General features: G+C 66.9%; 17 protein-coding genes and 1 tRNA gene. 6 read left to right on the top strand and 12 right to left on the bottom strand.

What is annotated here, in order from left to right; genetic code table 11:
* The first annotated feature begins 105 nt into the window (after positions 1–105).
* Both purS and purQ read left to right on the top strand, forming a co-directional pair.
* Positions 106–387, top strand: a complete 282-nt coding sequence (gene purS / locus CJZ82_RS00840; RefSeq protein WP_094554119.1) for a phosphoribosylformylglycinamidine synthase subunit PurS — start codon at positions 106–108, stop codon at positions 385–387.
* Positions 384–1,037 (top strand): phosphoribosylformylglycinamidine synthase subunit PurQ, encoded by a 654-nt coding sequence (purQ, locus tag CJZ82_RS00845; protein WP_094553892.1) that lies wholly within the window; start codon positions 384–386, stop codon positions 1,035–1,037. Before purS ends, purQ begins: the two co-directional genes overlap by 4 nt.
* A gap of 78 nt (positions 1,038–1,115) precedes the next feature.
* Here the strand turns inward: purQ and CJZ82_RS00850 are convergent, their stop codons facing one another.
* Positions 1,116–1,706: a peroxiredoxin gene (locus CJZ82_RS00850; RefSeq protein WP_094553893.1), complete on the bottom strand. Its 591-nt coding sequence runs from the start codon at positions 1,704–1,706 to the stop codon at positions 1,116–1,118.
* Positions 1,707–1,874: 168 nt separating this feature from the next.
* Between CJZ82_RS00850 and CJZ82_RS00855 the strand changes: the two genes are divergently transcribed.
* Positions 1,875–2,186, top strand: a complete 312-nt coding sequence (locus CJZ82_RS00855; protein WP_198949620.1) for a hypothetical protein — start codon at positions 1,875–1,877, stop codon at positions 2,184–2,186.
* A gap of 162 nt (positions 2,187–2,348) precedes the next feature.
* On the opposite strand, the gene CJZ82_RS00860 is transcribed toward CJZ82_RS00855, so the two are convergent.
* The 6 genes from CJZ82_RS00860 to psb32 form a co-directional block, all read right to left on the bottom strand.
* Positions 2,349–2,422: transfer RNA gene (locus tag CJZ82_RS00860), tRNA-Met, on the bottom strand.
* A 71-nt stretch (positions 2,423–2,493) separates the two neighbouring features.
* Positions 2,494–3,546: a peptidoglycan DD-metalloendopeptidase family protein gene (locus CJZ82_RS00865; protein WP_233129949.1), complete on the bottom strand. Its 1,053-nt coding sequence runs from the start codon at positions 3,544–3,546 to the stop codon at positions 2,494–2,496.
* Positions 3,547–3,729: 183 nt separating this feature from the next.
* Positions 3,730–4,215, bottom strand: a complete 486-nt coding sequence (locus CJZ82_RS00870; RefSeq protein WP_094553895.1) for a tRNA (cytidine(34)-2'-O)-methyltransferase — start codon at positions 4,213–4,215, stop codon at positions 3,730–3,732.
* Positions 4,212–4,778, bottom strand: a complete 567-nt coding sequence (locus tag CJZ82_RS00875) for a bifunctional adenosylcobinamide kinase/adenosylcobinamide-phosphate guanylyltransferase (protein WP_094553896.1) — start codon at positions 4,776–4,778, stop codon at positions 4,212–4,214. The genes CJZ82_RS00870 and CJZ82_RS00875 overlap by 4 nt, the downstream gene beginning before the upstream one ends.
* Positions 4,765–5,907: a proton extrusion protein PcxA gene (gene pxcA / locus CJZ82_RS00880; protein ID WP_094553897.1), complete on the bottom strand. Its 1,143-nt coding sequence runs from the start codon at positions 5,905–5,907 to the stop codon at positions 4,765–4,767. The genes CJZ82_RS00875 and pxcA overlap by 14 nt, the downstream gene beginning before the upstream one ends.
* 6 nt (positions 5,908–5,913) lie before the next feature.
* Complete coding sequence (psb32, locus tag CJZ82_RS00885) at positions 5,914–6,609, bottom strand: photosystem II repair protein Psb32 (protein WP_233129950.1); 696 nt, start codon at positions 6,607–6,609, stop codon at positions 5,914–5,916.
* A 141-nt stretch (positions 6,610–6,750) separates the two neighbouring features.
* Here psb32 and CJZ82_RS00890 point away from each other — a divergent pair, with 141 nt between their 5' ends.
* Positions 6,751–7,434 carry a cofactor assembly of complex C subunit B gene (locus CJZ82_RS00890; protein ID WP_094553898.1) on the top strand — a complete coding sequence of 228 codons (684 nt, stop codon included), beginning with the start codon at positions 6,751–6,753 and terminating at the stop codon, positions 7,432–7,434.
* Here CJZ82_RS00890 and lptC read toward each other — a convergent pair.
* Positions 7,346–8,482, bottom strand: a complete 1,137-nt coding sequence (gene lptC, locus CJZ82_RS00895; protein WP_094553899.1) for an LPS export ABC transporter periplasmic protein LptC — start codon at positions 8,480–8,482, stop codon at positions 7,346–7,348. The two genes, CJZ82_RS00890 and lptC, sit on opposite strands and share 89 nt — an antisense overlap.
* Positions 8,479–10,068, bottom strand: a complete 1,590-nt coding sequence (gene metG, locus CJZ82_RS00900) for a methionine--tRNA ligase (protein WP_094553900.1) — start codon at positions 10,066–10,068, stop codon at positions 8,479–8,481. The genes lptC and metG overlap by 4 nt, the downstream gene beginning before the upstream one ends.
* A gap of 145 nt (positions 10,069–10,213) precedes the next feature.
* Here metG and CJZ82_RS00905 point away from each other — a divergent pair, with 145 nt between their 5' ends.
* Positions 10,214–12,052, top strand: a complete 1,839-nt coding sequence (locus CJZ82_RS00905) for an FAD-dependent oxidoreductase (protein ID WP_198949596.1) — start codon at positions 10,214–10,216, stop codon at positions 12,050–12,052.
* Here the strand turns inward: CJZ82_RS00905 and CJZ82_RS00910 are convergent.
* From CJZ82_RS00910 to rpmG, 3 genes are all read right to left on the bottom strand, one after another.
* A complete protein-coding gene (locus tag CJZ82_RS00910) occupies positions 12,049–14,073 on the bottom strand; it encodes a ribonuclease catalytic domain-containing protein (RefSeq protein ID WP_094553901.1) in 2,025 nt (674 codons plus the stop codon). The two genes, CJZ82_RS00905 and CJZ82_RS00910, sit on opposite strands and share 4 nt — an antisense overlap.
* Before the next feature lie 34 nt (positions 14,074–14,107).
* Positions 14,108–14,329 (bottom strand): 30S ribosomal protein S18, encoded by a 222-nt coding sequence (gene rpsR, locus CJZ82_RS00915; RefSeq protein WP_094553902.1) that lies wholly within the window; start codon positions 14,327–14,329, stop codon positions 14,108–14,110.
* A 73-nt stretch (positions 14,330–14,402) separates the two neighbouring features.
* Positions 14,403–14,597, bottom strand: a complete 195-nt coding sequence (gene rpmG, locus CJZ82_RS00920; RefSeq protein ID WP_006171446.1) for a 50S ribosomal protein L33 — start codon at positions 14,595–14,597, stop codon at positions 14,403–14,405.
* A gap of 110 nt (positions 14,598–14,707) precedes the next feature.
* Between rpmG and pheT the strand changes: the two genes are divergently transcribed.
* Positions 14,708–17,194 (top strand): phenylalanine--tRNA ligase subunit beta, encoded by a 2,487-nt coding sequence (gene pheT, locus CJZ82_RS00925; protein ID WP_094553903.1) that lies wholly within the window; start codon positions 14,708–14,710, stop codon positions 17,192–17,194.
* Positions 17,195–17,201: the final 7 nt, after the last annotated feature.

Raw genomic sequence — 17,201 nt, forward strand, 5'->3', positions numbered from 1 at the left:
CGTGCATGGCTGTGGTCTCCTCCTTCTGACCCTTTCAAGCTGGATCTGGCCCTGGCGAAGGGGGAACATGGGCTGCCAAGATTTAACAAACGCCCCGGCTGCCTGGTGCCCCGCTTTCACGCCCGTGTGCTGGTCTCCCTGAGGCCCTCGGTTCTCGATCCGGCCGGTGAGGCCACCCGCGCCGCCACCAGCCGCCTGGGGGTGGAGGGGGTCAGCCGCCTGCGTATCGGCAAGGCGGTGGAGCTGGAGATCGAAGCTCCCGATGCCGACACCGCCCGCTCGCGAGTGGAGTTGCTGAGCGACCGGTTGCTGGCCAATCCCGTGATCGAGAACTGGGAACTGGAGCTCAACGAGATCGCCGCCAACGGGGCGGACCTGCCGGCATGACGATCGGTGTGGTGGTCTTCCCCGGCTCCAACTGCGACCGGGACGTGGGCTGGGCGGCCGAGGGCTGCCTGGGACTTCCGACCCGCTTCCTCTGGCATGAGGACCGCGACCTGAACGGCCTGGATGCCGTGGTGTTGCCCGGCGGCTTCAGCTATGGCGACTACCTCCGCTGCGGCGCGATCGCCCGTTTCGCTCCAGTTCTTGAGGAAGTGGCGGAGTTTGCCGCCAGGGGTGGCCCGGTGCTGGGGATCTGCAATGGCTTCCAGATGCTCACCGAACTCGGACTGCTACCCGGTGCCCTCACCCGCAACAGCCGTCTGCACTTCATCTGTGAGCCCACAGCCCTGACGGTGCGTCCTGGCAGCTGCCGCTGGCTCTCCGGCTACGGGGAGAACGAAGAGATCAATCTGCCGATTGCCCATGGCGAAGGGCGCTATCAGTGCGAGCCCTCCACCCTGGAAGCCATGGAGAAATCCGGTCAGGTGGTCCTGCGCTACCGGAACAATCCCAACGGCTCCGTGGGCGATGTGGCTGGCTTGTGCAACCCGGGCGGAAACGTGCTCGGACTGATGCCCCACCCGGAGCGGGCCTGCGACCCCCGCACCGGCGGCCTCGATGGTCAGCGCCTGTTCGCCAGCCTGCTGGGCTGAAGGCTCTCCCATCAGGGAGCAAGAAAAAAGGGGGCCAATGGCCCCCTTCTCTGCATGCAGTGCCCGGGGGCCGATTGATCAGTTGACCGCGGCGAAGAACTCCTTGCTGCCGACGGGGTCCGGGTTCATGGTCTTCTCGCCCGGTGTCCAGTTGGCGGGGCAGACCTCATCAGGGTTGGCCTTGACGTGCTGGAAGGCCTGCAGAACCCGCAGGGTCTCATCGACGTTGCGGCCCACCGCCAGGTTGTTGATGGTGGCGTGCTGGATGACACCATCGGGATCGATGATGAACAGACCGCGCAGGGCCACGCCGGCGTCTTCGTCGAGCACGTTGTAGGCGGAAGCGATCTCTTTCTTGAGGTCGGCCACCAGGGGATAGGCGATGTCGCCGATGCCGCCCTGCTTCCGATCAGTCTGGATCCAGGCCAGGTGGGAGAACTGGCTGTCCACCGAGACGCCCAGCACCTCGGTGTTGCGGCTGGCGAAATCGCCGTAGCGGTCGCTGAAGGCGGTGATCTCCGTAGGGCAGACGAAGGTGAAATCGAGCGGGTAGAAGAACAGCACCACGTACTTGCCGCGGTACTGGGAGAGGGTGACCGTCTGGAACTCCTGATCCACCACAGCGGTGGCTGTGAATTCAGGGGCCTGCAGACCGACGAGCCGGGACATGCTTGAAATTTGGGTAACGAACGGGAGAGCAGGGAGCTCAGTCCGAACTCGGACCGACTACCACTTGCGACCGCAACAATTTATCACGGAACCCTGGCAACGGCGGCGCTTACGATGAAGGAGGTGATGACGGCTGATGCCCCGCCCCCGTTCCACAGCCTTGACCTGATGTCCTGGGACCCTGTCCTGCTCCGCAAATACAACAACACCGGTCACTTCCGCCTGCTCAACCAGCTGCGCAGCGAGCTGAAAACCAGCCCCCTCAACCGGGAGGAACCCGGCGACAGTGACGGAGGCGGCCGTTCACGCACCGGCACCCTGGTACGTGCCGTGGATGTGCGGCCCCAGGTCTATGGCCGTGCCCGCCGCTATGCGGGTCCAGCGCCGGCGCCCAACCTGCCTCCAGCAAGCGCCGGCCCTGAAGGGGGCTCGTCCTCCGCCAGCTTCCGCGAACGCCTCAACGCCGTCGAGATGCGCTGATACGAGCTGACCAGAGCGGTGCCCTGGAGCTGGTTGATGGCTCCCTGGCTCCAGGTGAACCGAGTTGATCAGACAGACCTGGTTGATCAGACGAACCAAAGTTCTGGTTTTGTCTGATGGACTTGGTCTGCCAGCGGCTGGGCGTCAATCGGACAGCACGAATGGCTCGGGGGAGACTTGAACTCCCGACCTTGGGGTTATGAATCCCACGCTCTAACCAGCTGAGCTACCGAGCCCGGTTGTAAGGACTTTAAACGATCGACCTCCCTCTCCCTTACGGGGAAGAAGAAGGTGGCAAGGATGGAGATCAGGCTCTGCCGGGGAGGAATTGAAGCGGATTTACGGCGCCACGGCCAGCAGGGTGGATCTCGAAGTGGAGGTGGGGACCTGTGCTGCGTCCGGTGCTGCCCATCTCCGCGATCTGACTGCCCTGGGACACTTGCTGGCCCACCCGTACCAGAATCCGGCTGTTGTGGCCATAGAGCGATTTGCTGCCGTCAGGGTGCTGGATCTCCACCAGGTAGCCGTAGCCGCCATCGTGCCATCCGGCGAAGGAGACCTCACCACCCTGGGCCGCGACAATTGGGGTGCCCACATTGCTGGCGACGTCAATGCCCTTGTGCATCCGTCCCCAGCGCCAGCCGTAGCCAGAGCTGAAAACGCCGCGGGCTGGCCAGATCCAACCACTGCCGAGCTGAGAAGGAGTCGTTCGCTGTTCACCCGGGCGGTTGAAACCGGGAAGGTCGGGCCAGCTCAGGCCTCCACTGCCCGTGGGCTTGAGTCCGAGCACCATGCGCGATCGGGAGACACCAGCCCTGGACACACGGATCTGGCTTCCTTCCACCAGGCGAGCCGCTTCAAGCCCAGGATTGAGCCGCAACAGGTCCTGGATGCTGAGCCTGTAACGCTGGGCAAGCTTCACCAGGTTGTCGCCGAAACGCACCACACCGGTGCTCTCAAGCGGAGGGGGCTCAGTGCGGGGAGCCGAGCGGCGCAGCTCGCTGGTGTCGAGGGAGGCAAGCTGCTTGGCCGTCGAAGCTTTGTTAGACGGAAGTACAACCCAGTCGCCCCGGCTGAAGGCGTGATCTTCATTGACATCGTTGAGCTTGGCCAGGGGGGTTTCCTGAACCCGCAACTGGCTGGCCAGCTGCTCAAGGCTGATGTCGTCGCGGGTGCGAACCCAGAGCTTGTCGCGAAACGAGCTCGGCAGGGAGGCGAGCAGTTGGGGTTCGCCAATGGGAGGCAGAGCCGCCATTGATGGATCGGACTCCAGCCGCTCGGGCATCGATTCGAAACCGGGCCGGCGCGCGTCGGCGATGCCTGGAATGGCGCCGACAGCCACGAGGGAGAGAACCGGCATGGTTCCCAGCAGCGGCAAGATCAGATGCGAAGGCTTCATGCAGAAATTCACCCGTTGGACAAGGCCCGGTGGAGAAGCCACCATCCCCGAGCCGCGCCGAGGGTAGCGGCATGAACCATCAGGCACAAGCCTCTGGGGTCAGCGAATAAATCGTCATGGACGATCCAGGAAGCGGCTGATCGCTCAGACACCAGTCTCCAACTGGCGCAAGGCCTCGAACAAAACCACGGCCACCGAAACCGAGAGATTCAAGCTGCGCACCCCACCACCGTGTCGAACCGAGCCGGCCATGGGGATCGTCAGCCGCAGTTCGGCCAGCTCCAGCAGCTCCGGCGGCAGACCGTCGCTCTCCCGCCCGAACAGCAGCCAGTCGTCGCTGCGGAAGCGGCAGTGGTGGTAGGGCTGATCTGCCTGGCTGCTCAACGCCAGCAGCCGCCCTCCACGCCGCCGCTGTTCCGCTCGCAGGGCCTCGAACCCTGGATGGAGGTGCAACGGCACCCAGGGCCAGTAGTCGAGCCCTGCACGCTTGAGCTGGCGGTCGTCGAGGCTGAACCCCAGGGGTTCGATCAGGTGCAGCTCCGCGCCGGTTGCTGCGCAGGTGCGGGCCACATTTCCGGTGTTGGGCGGTATCTGGGGCTGGAACAGCACCACCCGGGGAAGGTCGCTCAAGGGTCAGGCACCGGCTGGCTGAGGGCATGCAGATCCAGGGCGCGGCCCTGAATCACCAGCCAGCTGGCCTGGGCCAGGGGCTGCAAGCGCTGCTGCAGCCCCCCCAGCCGATCGCAGAAACGGCCGCCGATCACGGTGGGAGGCACCACCCCCCAACCGGTCTCCTCCGTCACGATCACCTGAGGAGCGCAGCAGCTCATCAGCGCCTCCAGCAGGCCCAGCTGCCGTCGCTCCCAGCCCTCGGCGCTGAGATCGAGGTGGTGAGCAAGCCAGGTGCCGAGGGAATCGATCAGCAATTGGTGATCGGCGGGGGCGCGCCCCAGAGCCGACTCCAGCTCCCCTTCCACCTCCCAGGTGGCCCAGTTCATGGGTCGCCGGCGCCGATGCAATTGCAGGCGCTGCTGCCAGGCAGGATCATCCGCAGCAACAGCTCCGGTGGCGATGTAGAGCACCGGATGGCCACTGCTGGCGACCAGATGCTCGGCCCAACGGCTCTTGCCACTGCGACTGGGCCCACTCACCAGGGTGAGACCAGCGCCGGATCGTTGCTCAACCACCCCCATTCATGTTGCGCAGGGTGGCCACCGAAGATGGCGAAACACGGTTGAGATAACGGAAGATCCAATACTTGAATATCGTTGCCAGGATCACCGGGAAGGTGGCGATGAACAAGAGAATGAAATTCTCCCGCTCCGGCAGTCCCAGGTGACTGGCCACCCCGCCAAGCAGAACAGTCCAACCTTCCGGACTATGAAAACCAACGAAGATGTCGGTGAAGAGGATGATGGCAAAGGCTTTCGCGCTGTCGCTCAATCCATAGACGAGTTCATCAAGAAACCCTCGCAGCACACGGATTTCCTCCCGGCCGAAAACACAGACCAGAACAAAGCCCACGATGGCAAACAGATCTGAGAGCACGTTCTTGATGGCACGGGTACTCTGACTGTCCGCCTCCTGTTTGAGCTCTTCGGCCCGGAGCGCAAGCGCCTGGTGCAGCTCCTCATTGGTCGGCAGCACAGAGCCCTTGAGCAGGGCGGCGAACTCGATCTCGGCCTTGTAGATACGCAGTTTCTCCACAGCTTCCTCCTCCAGCTGTGGCTTTGTGTAACTCAGAAAAGGCACATCGGGCGCAAAGCGATTCACCAGTGGGGAGATCACGAAGGAGCGGCTGGCCTGCTGCAGTAACAAAGGAACCAGCACCAGCAACAGCAGCAGACGCAGGGACACCAGCGTGGTGTTGCGTTGGCGCCGGAAGCCAGCCACCACGGTGGCCTCGGCTTCCGGATCCAGCTGCTGGCGCATCCGCTCGACGGCGCCCAGCAGGCTGCGGGGCAGTAATTCGGGCGTGCGGCTGAGGCTGGCCGAGCCTGATCGGGAGTTGTAGCGGGCTTCAACTGACTCGATCAGCTGGAGCTGCCGCTGTTGCTGGGAATCCAGTTCATGGCGTCGGGGCTTGAGCTGCTCGAGGCTCTCGCGACAGAGTTGAAGGGCCGCCCGGAACCGGCGCAACATCTGGTTGCGCACCTGGCGGGGCACGCTCAGCTCCAGATCCGTGCGGACGGGCCGATCGGCGAAGAACTCGATCTCGATGCTCTGGATCAGCAGGGCGGCCTCATAGGCGCGCTCAAGCTGCTGAACAAGATCGCTGGAGCGCGCCTTGCCGAACGTACCCATCCAGTCGCGCAGGGTCATCGGTGATCAGCGGGAGAAAACCCACCAGGTGAGCATCGGCACGATCGTGCCCACCACAAGCAGCACGATCACCCACTGGAAGCCTTTGCTGTTGGCCGTCTCCTCCCGGGTGGGGATGTTGCTCACCACGGGGGCGTCTGTCTCCTCCAGGGGTGGTCCGGGATCTTCTCCTCCCTGGAGCACCGTTCCCAGACGATCCAAGGCAGTGAGGGAGGCCTGGCGGTAGCGGCCCCCCAGCCGCAGCGGAACAGCCATGGTGCTGTCGGCGGTGTCGCGCAAAAGCGAGGCCGGCAGTTGTTCCAGCAACTCGGGGCTGGCCACCACCGCAGCGGTGTTGGTCTGGGAATCGATCAGCAGCAGCAGCAAAGCACCGGAGCTGGGCTCGGAGGCCGACCACGACTCCAGCGCCTGCTGGCCGAGGGCATCGAGTTCCAGGCCGTAGTCAAGGCGGGGAACGGTGAGCAATCGCGCCTGGACGTGATCGCTCTCCAGGTCAGCCAGGCGACGCTCCAGCTCGGCCGAGGTGGCTCGGCTGAACAGCCCGGCGGTGTCAATCAGATGCTGCGAGCCTGGTGGTGTGGGCAGGTCACGGATCCCCACGGCCCAGACAGCGGGAGCAGCAGCCAGCAGGGAAATCACCAGGGCGGTGATCACAGCCATCAAGCGGGGTATCAGACGCACGGGCAGCGGCAGACGGATCATTGCTCCACAGTTTGCCTTCAGCTGGCCAGGCTGTCGCGGCTCAGGCCTCAATCGACCAGCAAAGTCGCCTGAGAGTGGTCAGGCTGGCGGCTTGAATCCGTGTCAGCGTTCACGCTGAACCCCAGCCATTCCGTGTCGACCATGCCCGCCCCAGCCCGTTTCACCCTGGCGGCAGGGTTACTGGGGCTCGGGCTCTGCCTGCTCAATCAGCTCACCGCTGCGGAGCTGAACCCAGCCCTGGAACGCGCCGGGGTGCTCGCCAGCCTGATGGCGGTGGGGCTGATGCTGGTGGCCGTGCTCTGGACCCGGGCCGCGCCGCTCACCCCTGAGCGGGTGGAGCTGCAGGGGGAGCAGGGGCTGGAGCTGGATTCTCTTCTGCCCCAGGAGCTGTTGCTTGAGCTGGCCTGGGGAAGCCGCCTGCTGCTCACTGCCACCCCGGCCGCCAGCCTGCTGATCCACTGGAGGGGCAGGACCCTGCTGCGGCGGGGTCTGCTGGGGACCAGCCCCTTCGAGCCGGGCGAGATCTGCCGGCGGGCCACCACCACGGCCCGGGCCGTCTCCCTGGTGAACCTGAAGCTCTACCCAGGCCGCGACGAGTTCCGCTGCCTGCCGGAGGGGACTCCCGCGGTGCTGGTGCAACCCATCGGCAGCGAGGGCTGGCTGCTGGCTGGCGGCTGGTCGCCGCGTTGCTTCAGCCGCAGCGACGAGCTCTGGGTCGAGGGCTGGGCCGAGAAGCTCAGAACGTCACTGGAGCAGGCGGGCGTCTCTGCTTCGAGGGAGGAGGCACCTTCAGCTCCGAGAGCACCCGCCCCCCCGGGGTCATGAACTCCGCCTGGCCCTTGCCTCCGACTTTTCCGAACAGCTGCTCGCTGCGGGTGATCTGCTGGTTCTGATCCCGCTCCAGCTGAACGCCACCACGGGCTTCGATGGCCTGGTTGTCCCAGCGCCAGCGGCATTCTCTGGCCTGGAGTCGCTCACCGGGCTGGCGCAGGCGACAACCGCTGGGGATGATCGCCTTCTTCTCGTTCAGAACCAGCCGCAGCGAGTCGCCGGCCACCTGCAGCTGATCGACCACGCCGGTGAAGGGCAGGGCCGTGCTGAGCACCTGCTCCTTGGAGTTCCAGCTGGTGCGCTGGGCATCCAGCACCGCCTTCCTGGAGGGATCGACGAAGCGCACCGGCGCCAGGAGATCCACCACCTCCTCGCGTGTGTTCCCTTCCAGCGCCGAACCGGTGACGGTCTGGACGGTGCCCTTCTCGCCGGCGGGGCGCCGCTCCCCCTTGACCGGACCAGCCGCCACCAGGACACCGGTGTCGGCCAGCCAGTCGGCCTGGGTGGTGCGCAGATCGAGCTCGGGCTGCTGCAGGCGGGTCTTGCCGCGTAACTCCAGCTTGGCTTTGTCGAGCAGGAACCTGGCCGTGGTGGAACTCAGGCGGCTCCGACGCTCCGTGAGCAGGGGCTTCCGATCGATCTCCATCACCTGTTTACTTGGCGTCCAGCGCACCCGATCGCCTGTGATCAGCGAGCCCCTGGGACCGAGCACCAGGATGCGCACCTTGCCTTCCAGCTGAATCACCTCGCCGTCATTGATCACCAGACCGCTGGTGGCCTCCACCTTGTAGCGGGGCTTGCCGGCGGCGTAGATCACCCCGCGGGGTTCCGTGGCGCGGGCAACCCGCCGCTGCAGGTCGTAGCGGGCCTGGGGACTGGTGAGCTCCCAGGCCGGCCGACCCTTGCCATCCTGCTGGCGCAGGTTGAGAGAGCGGAACACGAAGGGTTGGGGTTCCTTGGGTTTGATGGCCTTGCGCTCGCACCCCAGCAAGGCCACCAGCGGCAGTCCGAGAATCAGGGCAGCCGCCAGCACGGCCCTCACAGCGAGCCATCCAGTTCAAGGCGTGCCATCACAGGTTCCGGCTCCGGCAGGAGAGTGCCCGCCGCCAGCGCACCCCAGCTGAGACGCTCCTGCCAGGGAACCTGCACGCCAGTGGGGTTGATCTGGCCTCCAGGCGCGGCACCACTGGGCGCCGGGGGCTGATTCAGCTGAAGCAGCATGCGGGCGGAGAGATCGGGGAGGATCGGCGCAAGGAGCAGCGCCACGTGCCTGGCTGCCTCCAGCACCGCGTAGAGGTCGTCGGCCACCTGCTGCCGCTGGCCCTCCTGCTTCATCCGGCTCCAGGGTGCCTGGTCGTTGAGGTAGCCATTGGCGCTGATGGCGAGCTGCAGGGCCGCTGCGGCGGCCTGGCGGAAATCCAGCCGCTCCATGCCATCGATCACCTGCTCGCGCGCCACCAGGGCCGCCTGGGCCAGCGGATGGCTGCTGCCCACGTCCTCACTGGGGAAAGGAACCGCCTGATCGAACCAGCGGCGGGCCATCGAGGAGGTGCGGTTGAGCAGGTTGCCGATCGTGTTGGCCAGGTCGTTGTTGACCAGGTCGCTGAAGCGCTGCTGCTGCACGTCGCCATCGTCACCGAAGGGGATGTCGCGCAGCAGATACCAGCGCACGGCATCGGGGCCGCAGCGCTCCAGCAGCTCCCCCGGATCGAGCACATTGCCCAGGGATTTGCCCATCTTCTGCCCCTCCCGGGTGAGAAAGCCATGTCCGAACACCCGCTCCGGCAGCTCCAGCCCTGCCGAGAGCAGCATCGCCGGCCAGTAGACCGCATGGAAGCGCAGGATGTCCTTGCCGATCACGTGGATACTCGCCGGCCAGCCCCGCTGACTCAGCAGAGCCAGGTCGGGCGGATCGCCAGGCTCCAGCAGAGCCGTGAGGTAGCCGAGCAGGGCGTCAAACCAGACATAAAAAGTGTGGCCCTCATGGCCAGGCACCGGGATGCCCCAGGGCAGATCCAGTCGGGACATGGAGAAGTCGCGCAGCCCCTGGGCCACGAAGTTCTCCACTTCCCGCCGGCGACTGGCTGGAGCGATGAAACCGGGTCGCTGGATCAGCTCCTCGATAGCCTGCTGGTAGCGGGAGAGCCGAAAGAAGAGATTGAGCTCGTCACGCCATTCCAGCGGCCGCTGGTGGGTACTGCACTGGGGCGCGCGGGCCTCAGGCGGATCGTCCTTGAATTCCTCGCAGGCCACGCAGTACCAGCCCCGCTGGCGCCCTTCCACCACGTCGCCGGCCGCTTCCACCCGCCGGTAAAACTGCTCCACCAGCAGGCGGTGACGGGGCTCGGTGGTGCGGATGAAGCGGTCGTGGCTGATCTGCCAGCGCTGCCACAGGTCGCGGTATTGGTCGCTCACCTGATCGCAGTGAGCCTGGGGTGTGAGCCCGGCCGCCTCGGCGGTGCGCTGGATCTTGAGGCCGTGCTCGTCACAGCCGGTGATGAACAGCACCTGCCGCCCCATCAACCGCTGGAAGCGGGCCAGGGCATCACAGGCGAGCGTGGTGTAGGCGCTGCCGAGATGGGGCTTGTCGTTGACGTAATAGAGCGGAGTGGTGAGGGTGTAAGTCATCGGCGGTGGTGAAGGGCCCGCTGCGCCGCCAGAGCGACCCTGCGCCGGGGCCGGATCCTACCGAGTGCCACTCCACAGCCCTCTCCAGTGGAGGGGCAACCCATGCATCGGCACAATCGGGGTCGTGGAGTACGCCACCACCCCGATGCGAACACGAGACGATCAGGCGGCCGTGGTGGTGTGGGGTGGCGGCAGCGGCGGAGTGGCCGCTGCCCTCCAGGCCGCCCGGGGCGGCGCTGACACACTCCTGCTGACTCCAGGACCCTGGCTGGGGGGCATGGTGAGTGCGGCGGGGGTCTGCGCTCCGGATGGGAACGAACTCAGCCCCTGGCAGAGCGGGCTCTGGGGAGCGTTGCTGCGAGCCCTGCAGCGGGAGGAGCCAGAAGGCCTCGACCAGAACTGGGTGAGCTGTTTCGGCTGGCGACCCGCCAGCGCCGAGCGGGTGCTGCGTGGCTGGGTGGACGCCGAGCCCCGGCTGCGCTGGTGGAGCAACTGCCGACTGCAGCAGCTGGAGCGCTCCGGCGCCCAGCTCACGGCCCTGGTACTGGAGCAGCGGGGTGAACTGGTGCGGCTGGCCCTGCAGCTCGCCATCGATGGCAGCGATCGCGGCGATCTGCTGCCCCTGGCGGAGGCACCCTTTCGCATGGGCTGGGAGGCCAGCGAAGACTGGAATGAACCCAGCGCCCCCAGCCAGGAGCGATTGGAGGAAGATCCCTTTTTCCAGCGCCAGCCGGTGCAATCCCCCACCTGGGTGGTGCTGGCGCAGGAGTCGGATGGGCCCTGCCCTGCAGTTGGCACCCCAGCTCCCCCGTTCGAGCGGGCCACCCAGACATTCGGCCTGGAGCGCACCCTCAGTTACGGCCGCCTGCCTGGGGGCTTGGTGATGCTCAACTGGCCGCTGCATGGCAACGACTGGCACGACGGCCTGGAGCGGGCTTTCAGCGCCGATCCCAGCGACCAGGCGGAGCTGGAGCAAGCCATGCAACAGCACAGCCTGGAGTTTCTGGGCGCCCTGCAGGAGGCCTCCGGCGGTTGGTTGCAGCCGGCCCGTGTGTTCCCCAAGGCCGCCGGGGCCGGCTCAGAGCTGGCAGGCCCCTCAGCCCTGGCCTTAATGCCCTACTGGCGGGAAGGGCGGCGAATGGTGGGCCACAGCCTGGTGCTGGAGCAGGATCTGCTGCCCCTGCTCCCGGCCGGCGCCAAGGGCAGCTCCGACGACGACGGGGCCTGGATCGGGCCGATCCCTGTCGATGGAGAGGGCCGTTGCAGCGCCATTGCGGTGGGCAATTACGCCAACGATCACCACTACCCCGGCGAAGATTGGCCCCTGGCCGCCAAGAGCTGCCGCTGGGGTGGCCGCTGGAGCGGCACTCCGTTCATGGTTCCCTACGGGGCGCTGGTGAGCGCCGATCTCGACAACCTGCTGGCGGCCGACAAGGCCATCAGCTGCAGTCACATGGCCAACGGCGCCACCCGGCTGCAGCCGCTGATTCTCAACATCGGCCAGGCCGCCGGGGCGGCGGCGGCACTCTGCGTCGCCTCCGGCACGGCGGCAGCCGCCCTCGACGTGCGGCTTCTGCAGGAGGCACTGATCAGCGACCCGGTGGCCCCGGCCGGGCCCATGCCCCTCTGGGACACCCCCTGGCACCATCCCGACTGGAAGGGGCGCCAGCGTCGCGCTCTGCAGGAACCCGGGCAGCTGCAGCCACGGGGAAACCTGGCAGGCAGCCAACCGCCCAGCCCCTTCCAGGCGCCCGGCGAACCCCATGAACAAGTCTTCGCCGGCACCCTGGTGCCTGATGGAGCCGGGGGCTACACCCTCATGGGCGATGGTCGCCCCTGGCCGCTGATCACCCTGGAGCCGGGTCTGCACCATTGGCTGCGGCGGCAGGAAGCTCCCCGGCCGGTGCGCCTGATCGGTGTGGCCAATCCCTGGGGGCCCTGGCTGCGAGTGTCGCGGCTGGAGGCGGGATCGGCGCCGCCCTAACGGGCCTCCAGCCGCAGCAGATCGGAGAGGGAATCCACCTGCTGGACCTGAACCGTGAGCGCATCCCCTGGCTGACACGACTCCGGAGCCCGCACGGCCTGATCCATCGCCAGGGCCTCCAGATGCACCAGGGCCAGGCGGTCCTGGGGCCGCAACCAGCGCAGGAAGATCGCCTGCCAGCGCTCACCCCGGTGCTGCTCGAACCAGACCTGCTGCCAGTGGCGCTGGTCCTCTCGACTGATCTGGATCCCTTCGCGAATCACCGGATCGAGCTCCTTCAGCAGCTCCTCCATCTGGGTTGCCTCAAGGGGCTCCTGACCGGCTGATCTGGCGGCCAGCTGCCGCTGGGCCACCAGATCGGCGTAGCGACGAATCGGCGAGGTGACCTGCACATAGGCCGGCAGCCCCAGGCTGAAATGGGGGCTGACCACAGCGCTGGTACTGCCGCGGCTGAGGCAGCGGCGCAGGGCCGCGTGGCGGACGGGTCCATCCGGAAGGGCCTGGAGTTCACTCTCGGGCGGCAACTCACTCACCGGTTGGCCACGGAACGGCATGGCCAGGCCCAGCTCGGAGGCATGAGAAGCCACCACCGAACCCGTGAGGATCATCGCTTCGGCCACCAGGGCCCGCGCCGGCGAGGGATCGGTGATCTCCAGTTCGGCGTCGTCACCCTTGCAGCGGATCCGTCCTTCGCTCTGCTCCATCGAGAGAGCCCCCTGGGCCTCACGCCAGCGGCGGCGGCGCTCGAGCAGCCGCTGCAGCTGGGCCAGGTCGGGTTCCTCGGGCGGAGCCAGATCGATCAGGGCATCACCATCGTTGTAGGTGAGGCGGTAGGTGGGGCGAATCCAGCTGCGCACGAGCTCATGGCGGGCCACGCTGCCGTCTTCGGCCAGCTCCATCGCACAGCTCCAGGCGGCGCAGCGCTGCCCCTGGCGCAGGCTGAAGGGACCAACCGCCAGGGGCAAGGGAAACATCGGCACCACCCCTGAAGCCAGATAGAGGCTGGAGGCCCGTCGTCTGGCCTCCAGATCGAGAGGAGAGCCGCTCGCCACCAGCCGCCCCGGATCGGCGATGTGAACCCACATTCGCCAGCCGCCGCCAGCCAGCGACTCCAGCGCAATGGCGTCATCGATCTCCTCGGTATCGGCGTCATCGATGGTGTAGCTCCGCAGGGCGGTGAGATCCCGGCGGCTCCCATCTCCGGGCTGCTCCAGCTCGGCCTGGGCCAGCAGCCTCTCGGCGTCCTCCAGCAGGGCTGAATCAAACCCCTGCTCCCAGACGCTGCTGCGCAGGGAAGGGAGGGCATGGGGCTGCCACTGGCCTAGGTCAACCAGCAGGCGGCGCACCGGACCGGGTTCGATGGCGCAGTGGGCCGCCTGCAGACCGCGGCGCAGCTCAGGATCGGGAAGCTCCACGATCTCGCCGCCGGCGAAGGCCAGCAACTGCTGCAACTGCCTGGTCTGGGCGGGATCGAGCTCAGCAGGATTCAGGGGGGTGCGCTGGCGCAGCAGGTCGTGCCAGTGCTGCAGGCGCCGCTCGTCCAGCACCTGACGGCGGCGATCGTGGCGAAGCTGGCGCAGATCGTGCAGCGAACGGGGGTGCACCCTGCCCTGACGCCAGCGGAACAGGTGCTGCTCGCCCTGCTGCAACCAGCACCAGCAGGCGGCCCGCACAGCTGGACTGTCAGCGCCTGCCACCAGCTCAGTGAATTCGTCAAGGCCGATCCCCTCCTCAGAGGGTGCCTCGACAAGCAAAAGCCAGGCCGCGCCGAGATCACGGCGGCCCGGGGATGCAGCCGCCAAGGCGGAAGGCTCCAGCTGCCAGGGCGGCTGATCCAGCCGTGTCGGCGGCTCGTGGACCCCTGGCAAGGCAGCCAGCAGATCGATCTGCCGCATCGGGATGGTCTGGGACTTACCGTCCCAGCCGGCCCTGAGGCGGGCACGGCTGCCAGTGATGGCCTCGATCAGGGCCAGTTCAGGCCCCTTCGAGCCGATCAGACCGACCAGATCACCTGGTTGCAAACGCCGTGCTCCGCAAGGGCAGGGGAAGGGCCGCTCAGCCTTCGGGATTCACGAAGGGGAGCAGCGCCACAATCCTGGCCCGCTTGACGGAATTGGTGAGATCGCGCTGCTGCTTGGCAGTGAGACCGGAAAGGCGACGAGGAAGGATCTTGCCGCGCTCGGTGATGAACTTCTTGAGCAGATCGACGTCCTTGTAGTCGATCGGATCACCGGGCTTGATCGGTGAAAGGCGCTTCTTGAAAAAGGAACTGGACATGGGTTGGCGGAAACGGACGGGGAACGGAAGGACGAGCTGCTGGCTCAGTGCCGAGGGCTATGACCCGGTGACCTCACTTGATCTCTTTGTGGACCGTGCTCTTGTTGCAGTGAGGGCAGAATTTCTTCAGCTCCAGCCGTTCAGTGGTGTTGCGGCGATTCTTCTGGGAGGTGTACCGGGACACCCCAGGAGAGCGCTTGGCGGGATTGGACCGGCATTCGGTGCACTCGAGAGTGATCACGATCCGGACGCCCTTGTTCTTGGCCATAAGAAGGACGTGCGCCGCTTGATGCGAGGCGTAATGACAATCCGACACCCTACCCCGCCGTCCCCCGGCATTCCGATCCTTAGGATCTGGGCCTCGATTGATGCAGGCGGATGCGGGTCTCGCTCCAGTGGTTGCGGGAACTTGTCTCCTGTGATGGACCGGTTCATGAGCTCGCCGAGCGCCTCTCGATCGCCGGCTTCGAGGTGGAGGCGATCGATGACCTCGCCAGTCAGGCTGAGGGCGTGGTCGTCGGTTACGTGGAGGTCAGGCAGCCCCACCCCGATGCCGACCGGCTGAGCGTCTGTCAGCTGCGGGTGGGCCCTGCAGGCTCGGACGTCCCGTTGCTCCAGGTGGTCTGCGGGGCCGCCAACGTTCGCGCCGGAATCCATGTGCCCGTGGCCCTGGTGGGAGCCCATCTGAGTGCCGTTGATCTGACCATCCAGGCCAGCGAACTTCGGGGCGTGGCCAGCACGGGAATGATCTGCTCCCTCAAGGAACTGGGTCTGGCCGACAGCTCCGATGGCATCGCCGTGCTCGATGAGCTCATGGAGGCAGTACCCCCGCTGGGAACCCCGGTGGCAGCAGCCCTCGGCCTCGACGACCAGGTGCTGGAGCTGGCGATCACAGCCAACCGCCCCGATGGGCTCTCGATGCTGGGCATCGCCCGGGAAGTGGCCGCTCTCACCGGCGGCCAGCTCAGCCTGCCCCCCGCCGCGCCGGTGATCCCCGCTGAGCCGCTGCCGGTGAATCCGGCCAGCGCGGCGGCGATCGAAACTGGCGGCCTGTTCAGCCTCACGGCCCTCACGGGGGTGCGTGTGCAGCCCTCCCCCGCCTGGCTGCAACGTCGCCTGGAGCGGGCCGGCCTGCGGCCGATCAACAACGTGGTCGACATCACCAACCTGGTGATGCTGGAAACAGGTCAGCCCCTGCATGCCTTCGATCAGGGCCGGTTGGCCGCGCTGGGGGGGCGTCCGGCCGATTCGGCGGCAGATTCGGTGGCCGATCCGGCGGACCTCGGGCTGCGCTGCGCCCATGCAGCTGAGGCCTTTGATGCCCTTGATGGCTCCAGCCACCAGCTCAGCCCCGAAGCGCTGGTGGTGACCTACGCCAACCAGCCGATCGCCCTGGCCGGGGTGATCGGCGGCGCTGGATCGGCGGTGCAATCAGACACCGAGACCCTGTGGCTGGAAGCGGCGATGTTCAGCGCCGAGGCCGTCCGCCGCAGTGCCCGCAGCGTGGGCCTGCGCACCGACGCCAGCGCCCGCTTCGAGAAAGGACTCCCCCGCGAGGTCACCCTGTTGGCCGCCGACCGGGCCGTGCAGCTTCTCCAAAGCCTGGCGGGCGCCCAGGTGCAGGGACGCTGGCTGCACCAGCGCCCCCATCAGCCGGCCGATCCCCTGCGCCTGCGCGGCGATGCCCTTCACAACCTGCTCGGTCCGGTGCTGGTCGACGGCCAGGAGGAAGATCTGGCCGACGGGCGCATTGAGCAGACCCTCACTGCCCTGGGCTGCAGCCTGCAGGCCGATGAAGAGGGCTGGCTGGTGACGGTGCCGCCGTCACGATCGATGGACCTCACCCGGGAGGTGGATCTGATCGAAGAGGTGGCCAGGCTCGTGGGCTACGACCACTTCGCCAGCCACCTGCCCGACCCGATCGAACCGGGCGGGCTCGAGGCTGGCCAGCAGGCGGAGCGTTGGCTGAGGCAGGCGCTCTGTCAGGCAGGTCTGCAGGAAACCTGTGCCTTCTCGCTGGTGCCTGCCCAGGGGTTGATGGAGCATTCGCCACGACTCGGGCTCACCAATCCACTGCTCACCGACTACGGCCATCTGCGCGACAGCCTGCTCGATGAATTGCTGCTGGCGGCCCGCCGGAACCTGCAGGCCTCGATGCCTGGTTTCTGGGCCTTCGAGATCGGCCGTGTCTTTCAGATCGAGTCGGGCAGCCTGATCGAGCGCAGCGAACTGGCAGGGTTGCTCTGCGGCGAGCGACGCTCGGAACTCTGGAGCAGCGCCGGCAAGGGGCGCAGCCCCGACTACTTCGAAGCCCGCGGTGTTCTGCAGCGGGCCCTGGATGCCCTGAAGATCCCCTGCGAGGACCGGGCCACCAGCAACCACCCCCTGCTCCACCCCGGTCGGGCCGCCGAGCTGCTGGTGGAGGGCCGCGTGGCCGGCTGGTTCGGCCAGCTCCATCCCGAGCGGGCGGAGGCCCTTGATCTGCCGGAGGCCACCCACCTGTTCCAGCTCGCCCTGACACCGCTGCTCAGCGCCGCCACCCGGCGCAACCGCTGGCAGCCGGCCTTCGCCCCCTTCGCCACCGTGCCGGCCTCCGAGCGCGACCTGGCGCTGGTGGTGCCCGATGCCGTCACCGCCGCCCAGCTGCTGAGCGCGATCCGCAAGGCGGGCAAACCCCTGCTTGAGTCAGCGGAGCTGATCGACCGCTACCAGGGCAGCCAGGTGGAGGCGGGCAACGCCAGCCAGGCCTTCCGCCTGCGCTACCGCGACGCCCGCCGCACCCTCACCGAGTCGGAGGTGGAGCAGGCCCACACGAAGATCCTGGGCGCCCTTGAAAAGCAGTTCGGAGCCGCGAGGCGCACCTAGAGCTGGT

Origin of the sequence: Synechococcus sp. 1G10, assembly GCF_002252625.1 — a bacterium.
Taxonomy (GTDB): domain Bacteria; phylum Cyanobacteriota; class Cyanobacteriia; order PCC-6307; family Cyanobiaceae; genus Regnicoccus_A.

Bases quoted from the DNA above. Each gene is read 5' to 3' on its own strand.
- purQ (WP_094553892.1), top strand. From the start codon at position 384: ATGACGATCGGTGTGGTGGTCTTCCCCGGCTCCAACTGCGACCGGGAC.
- CJZ82_RS00875 (WP_094553896.1), bottom strand. From the start codon at position 4,778: ATGGGGGTGGTTGAGCAACGATCCGGCGCTGGTCTCACCCTGGTGAGT.
- CJZ82_RS00865 (WP_233129949.1), bottom strand. From the start codon at position 3,546: ATGCCGGTTCTCTCCCTCGTGGCTGTCGGCGCCATTCCAGGCATCGCC.
- pheT (WP_094553903.1), top strand. From the start codon at position 14,708: ATGCGGGTCTCGCTCCAGTGGTTGCGGGAACTTGTCTCCTGTGATGGA.
- rpmG (WP_006171446.1), bottom strand. From the start codon at position 14,597: ATGGCCAAGAACAAGGGCGTCCGGATCGTGATCACTCTCGAGTGCACC.
- CJZ82_RS00850 (WP_094553893.1), bottom strand. From the start codon at position 1,706: ATGTCCCGGCTCGTCGGTCTGCAGGCCCCTGAATTCACAGCCACCGCT.
- pxcA (WP_094553897.1), bottom strand. From the start codon at position 5,907: ATGACCCTGCGCGACTGGATGGGTACGTTCGGCAAGGCGCGCTCCAGC.
- psb32 (WP_233129950.1), bottom strand. From the start codon at position 6,609: ATGATCCGTCTGCCGCTGCCCGTGCGTCTGATACCCCGCTTGATGGCT.
- rpsR (WP_094553902.1), bottom strand. From the start codon at position 14,329: ATGTCCAGTTCCTTTTTCAAGAAGCGCCTTTCACCGATCAAGCCCGGT.
- CJZ82_RS00855 (WP_198949620.1), top strand. From the start codon at position 1,875: ATGTCCTGGGACCCTGTCCTGCTCCGCAAATACAACAACACCGGTCAC.
- CJZ82_RS00905 (WP_198949596.1), top strand. From the start codon at position 10,214: ATGCGAACACGAGACGATCAGGCGGCCGTGGTGGTGTGGGGTGGCGGC.
- CJZ82_RS00890 (WP_094553898.1), top strand. From the start codon at position 6,751: ATGCCCGCCCCAGCCCGTTTCACCCTGGCGGCAGGGTTACTGGGGCTC.
- metG (WP_094553900.1), bottom strand. From the start codon at position 10,068: ATGACTTACACCCTCACCACTCCGCTCTATTACGTCAACGACAAGCCC.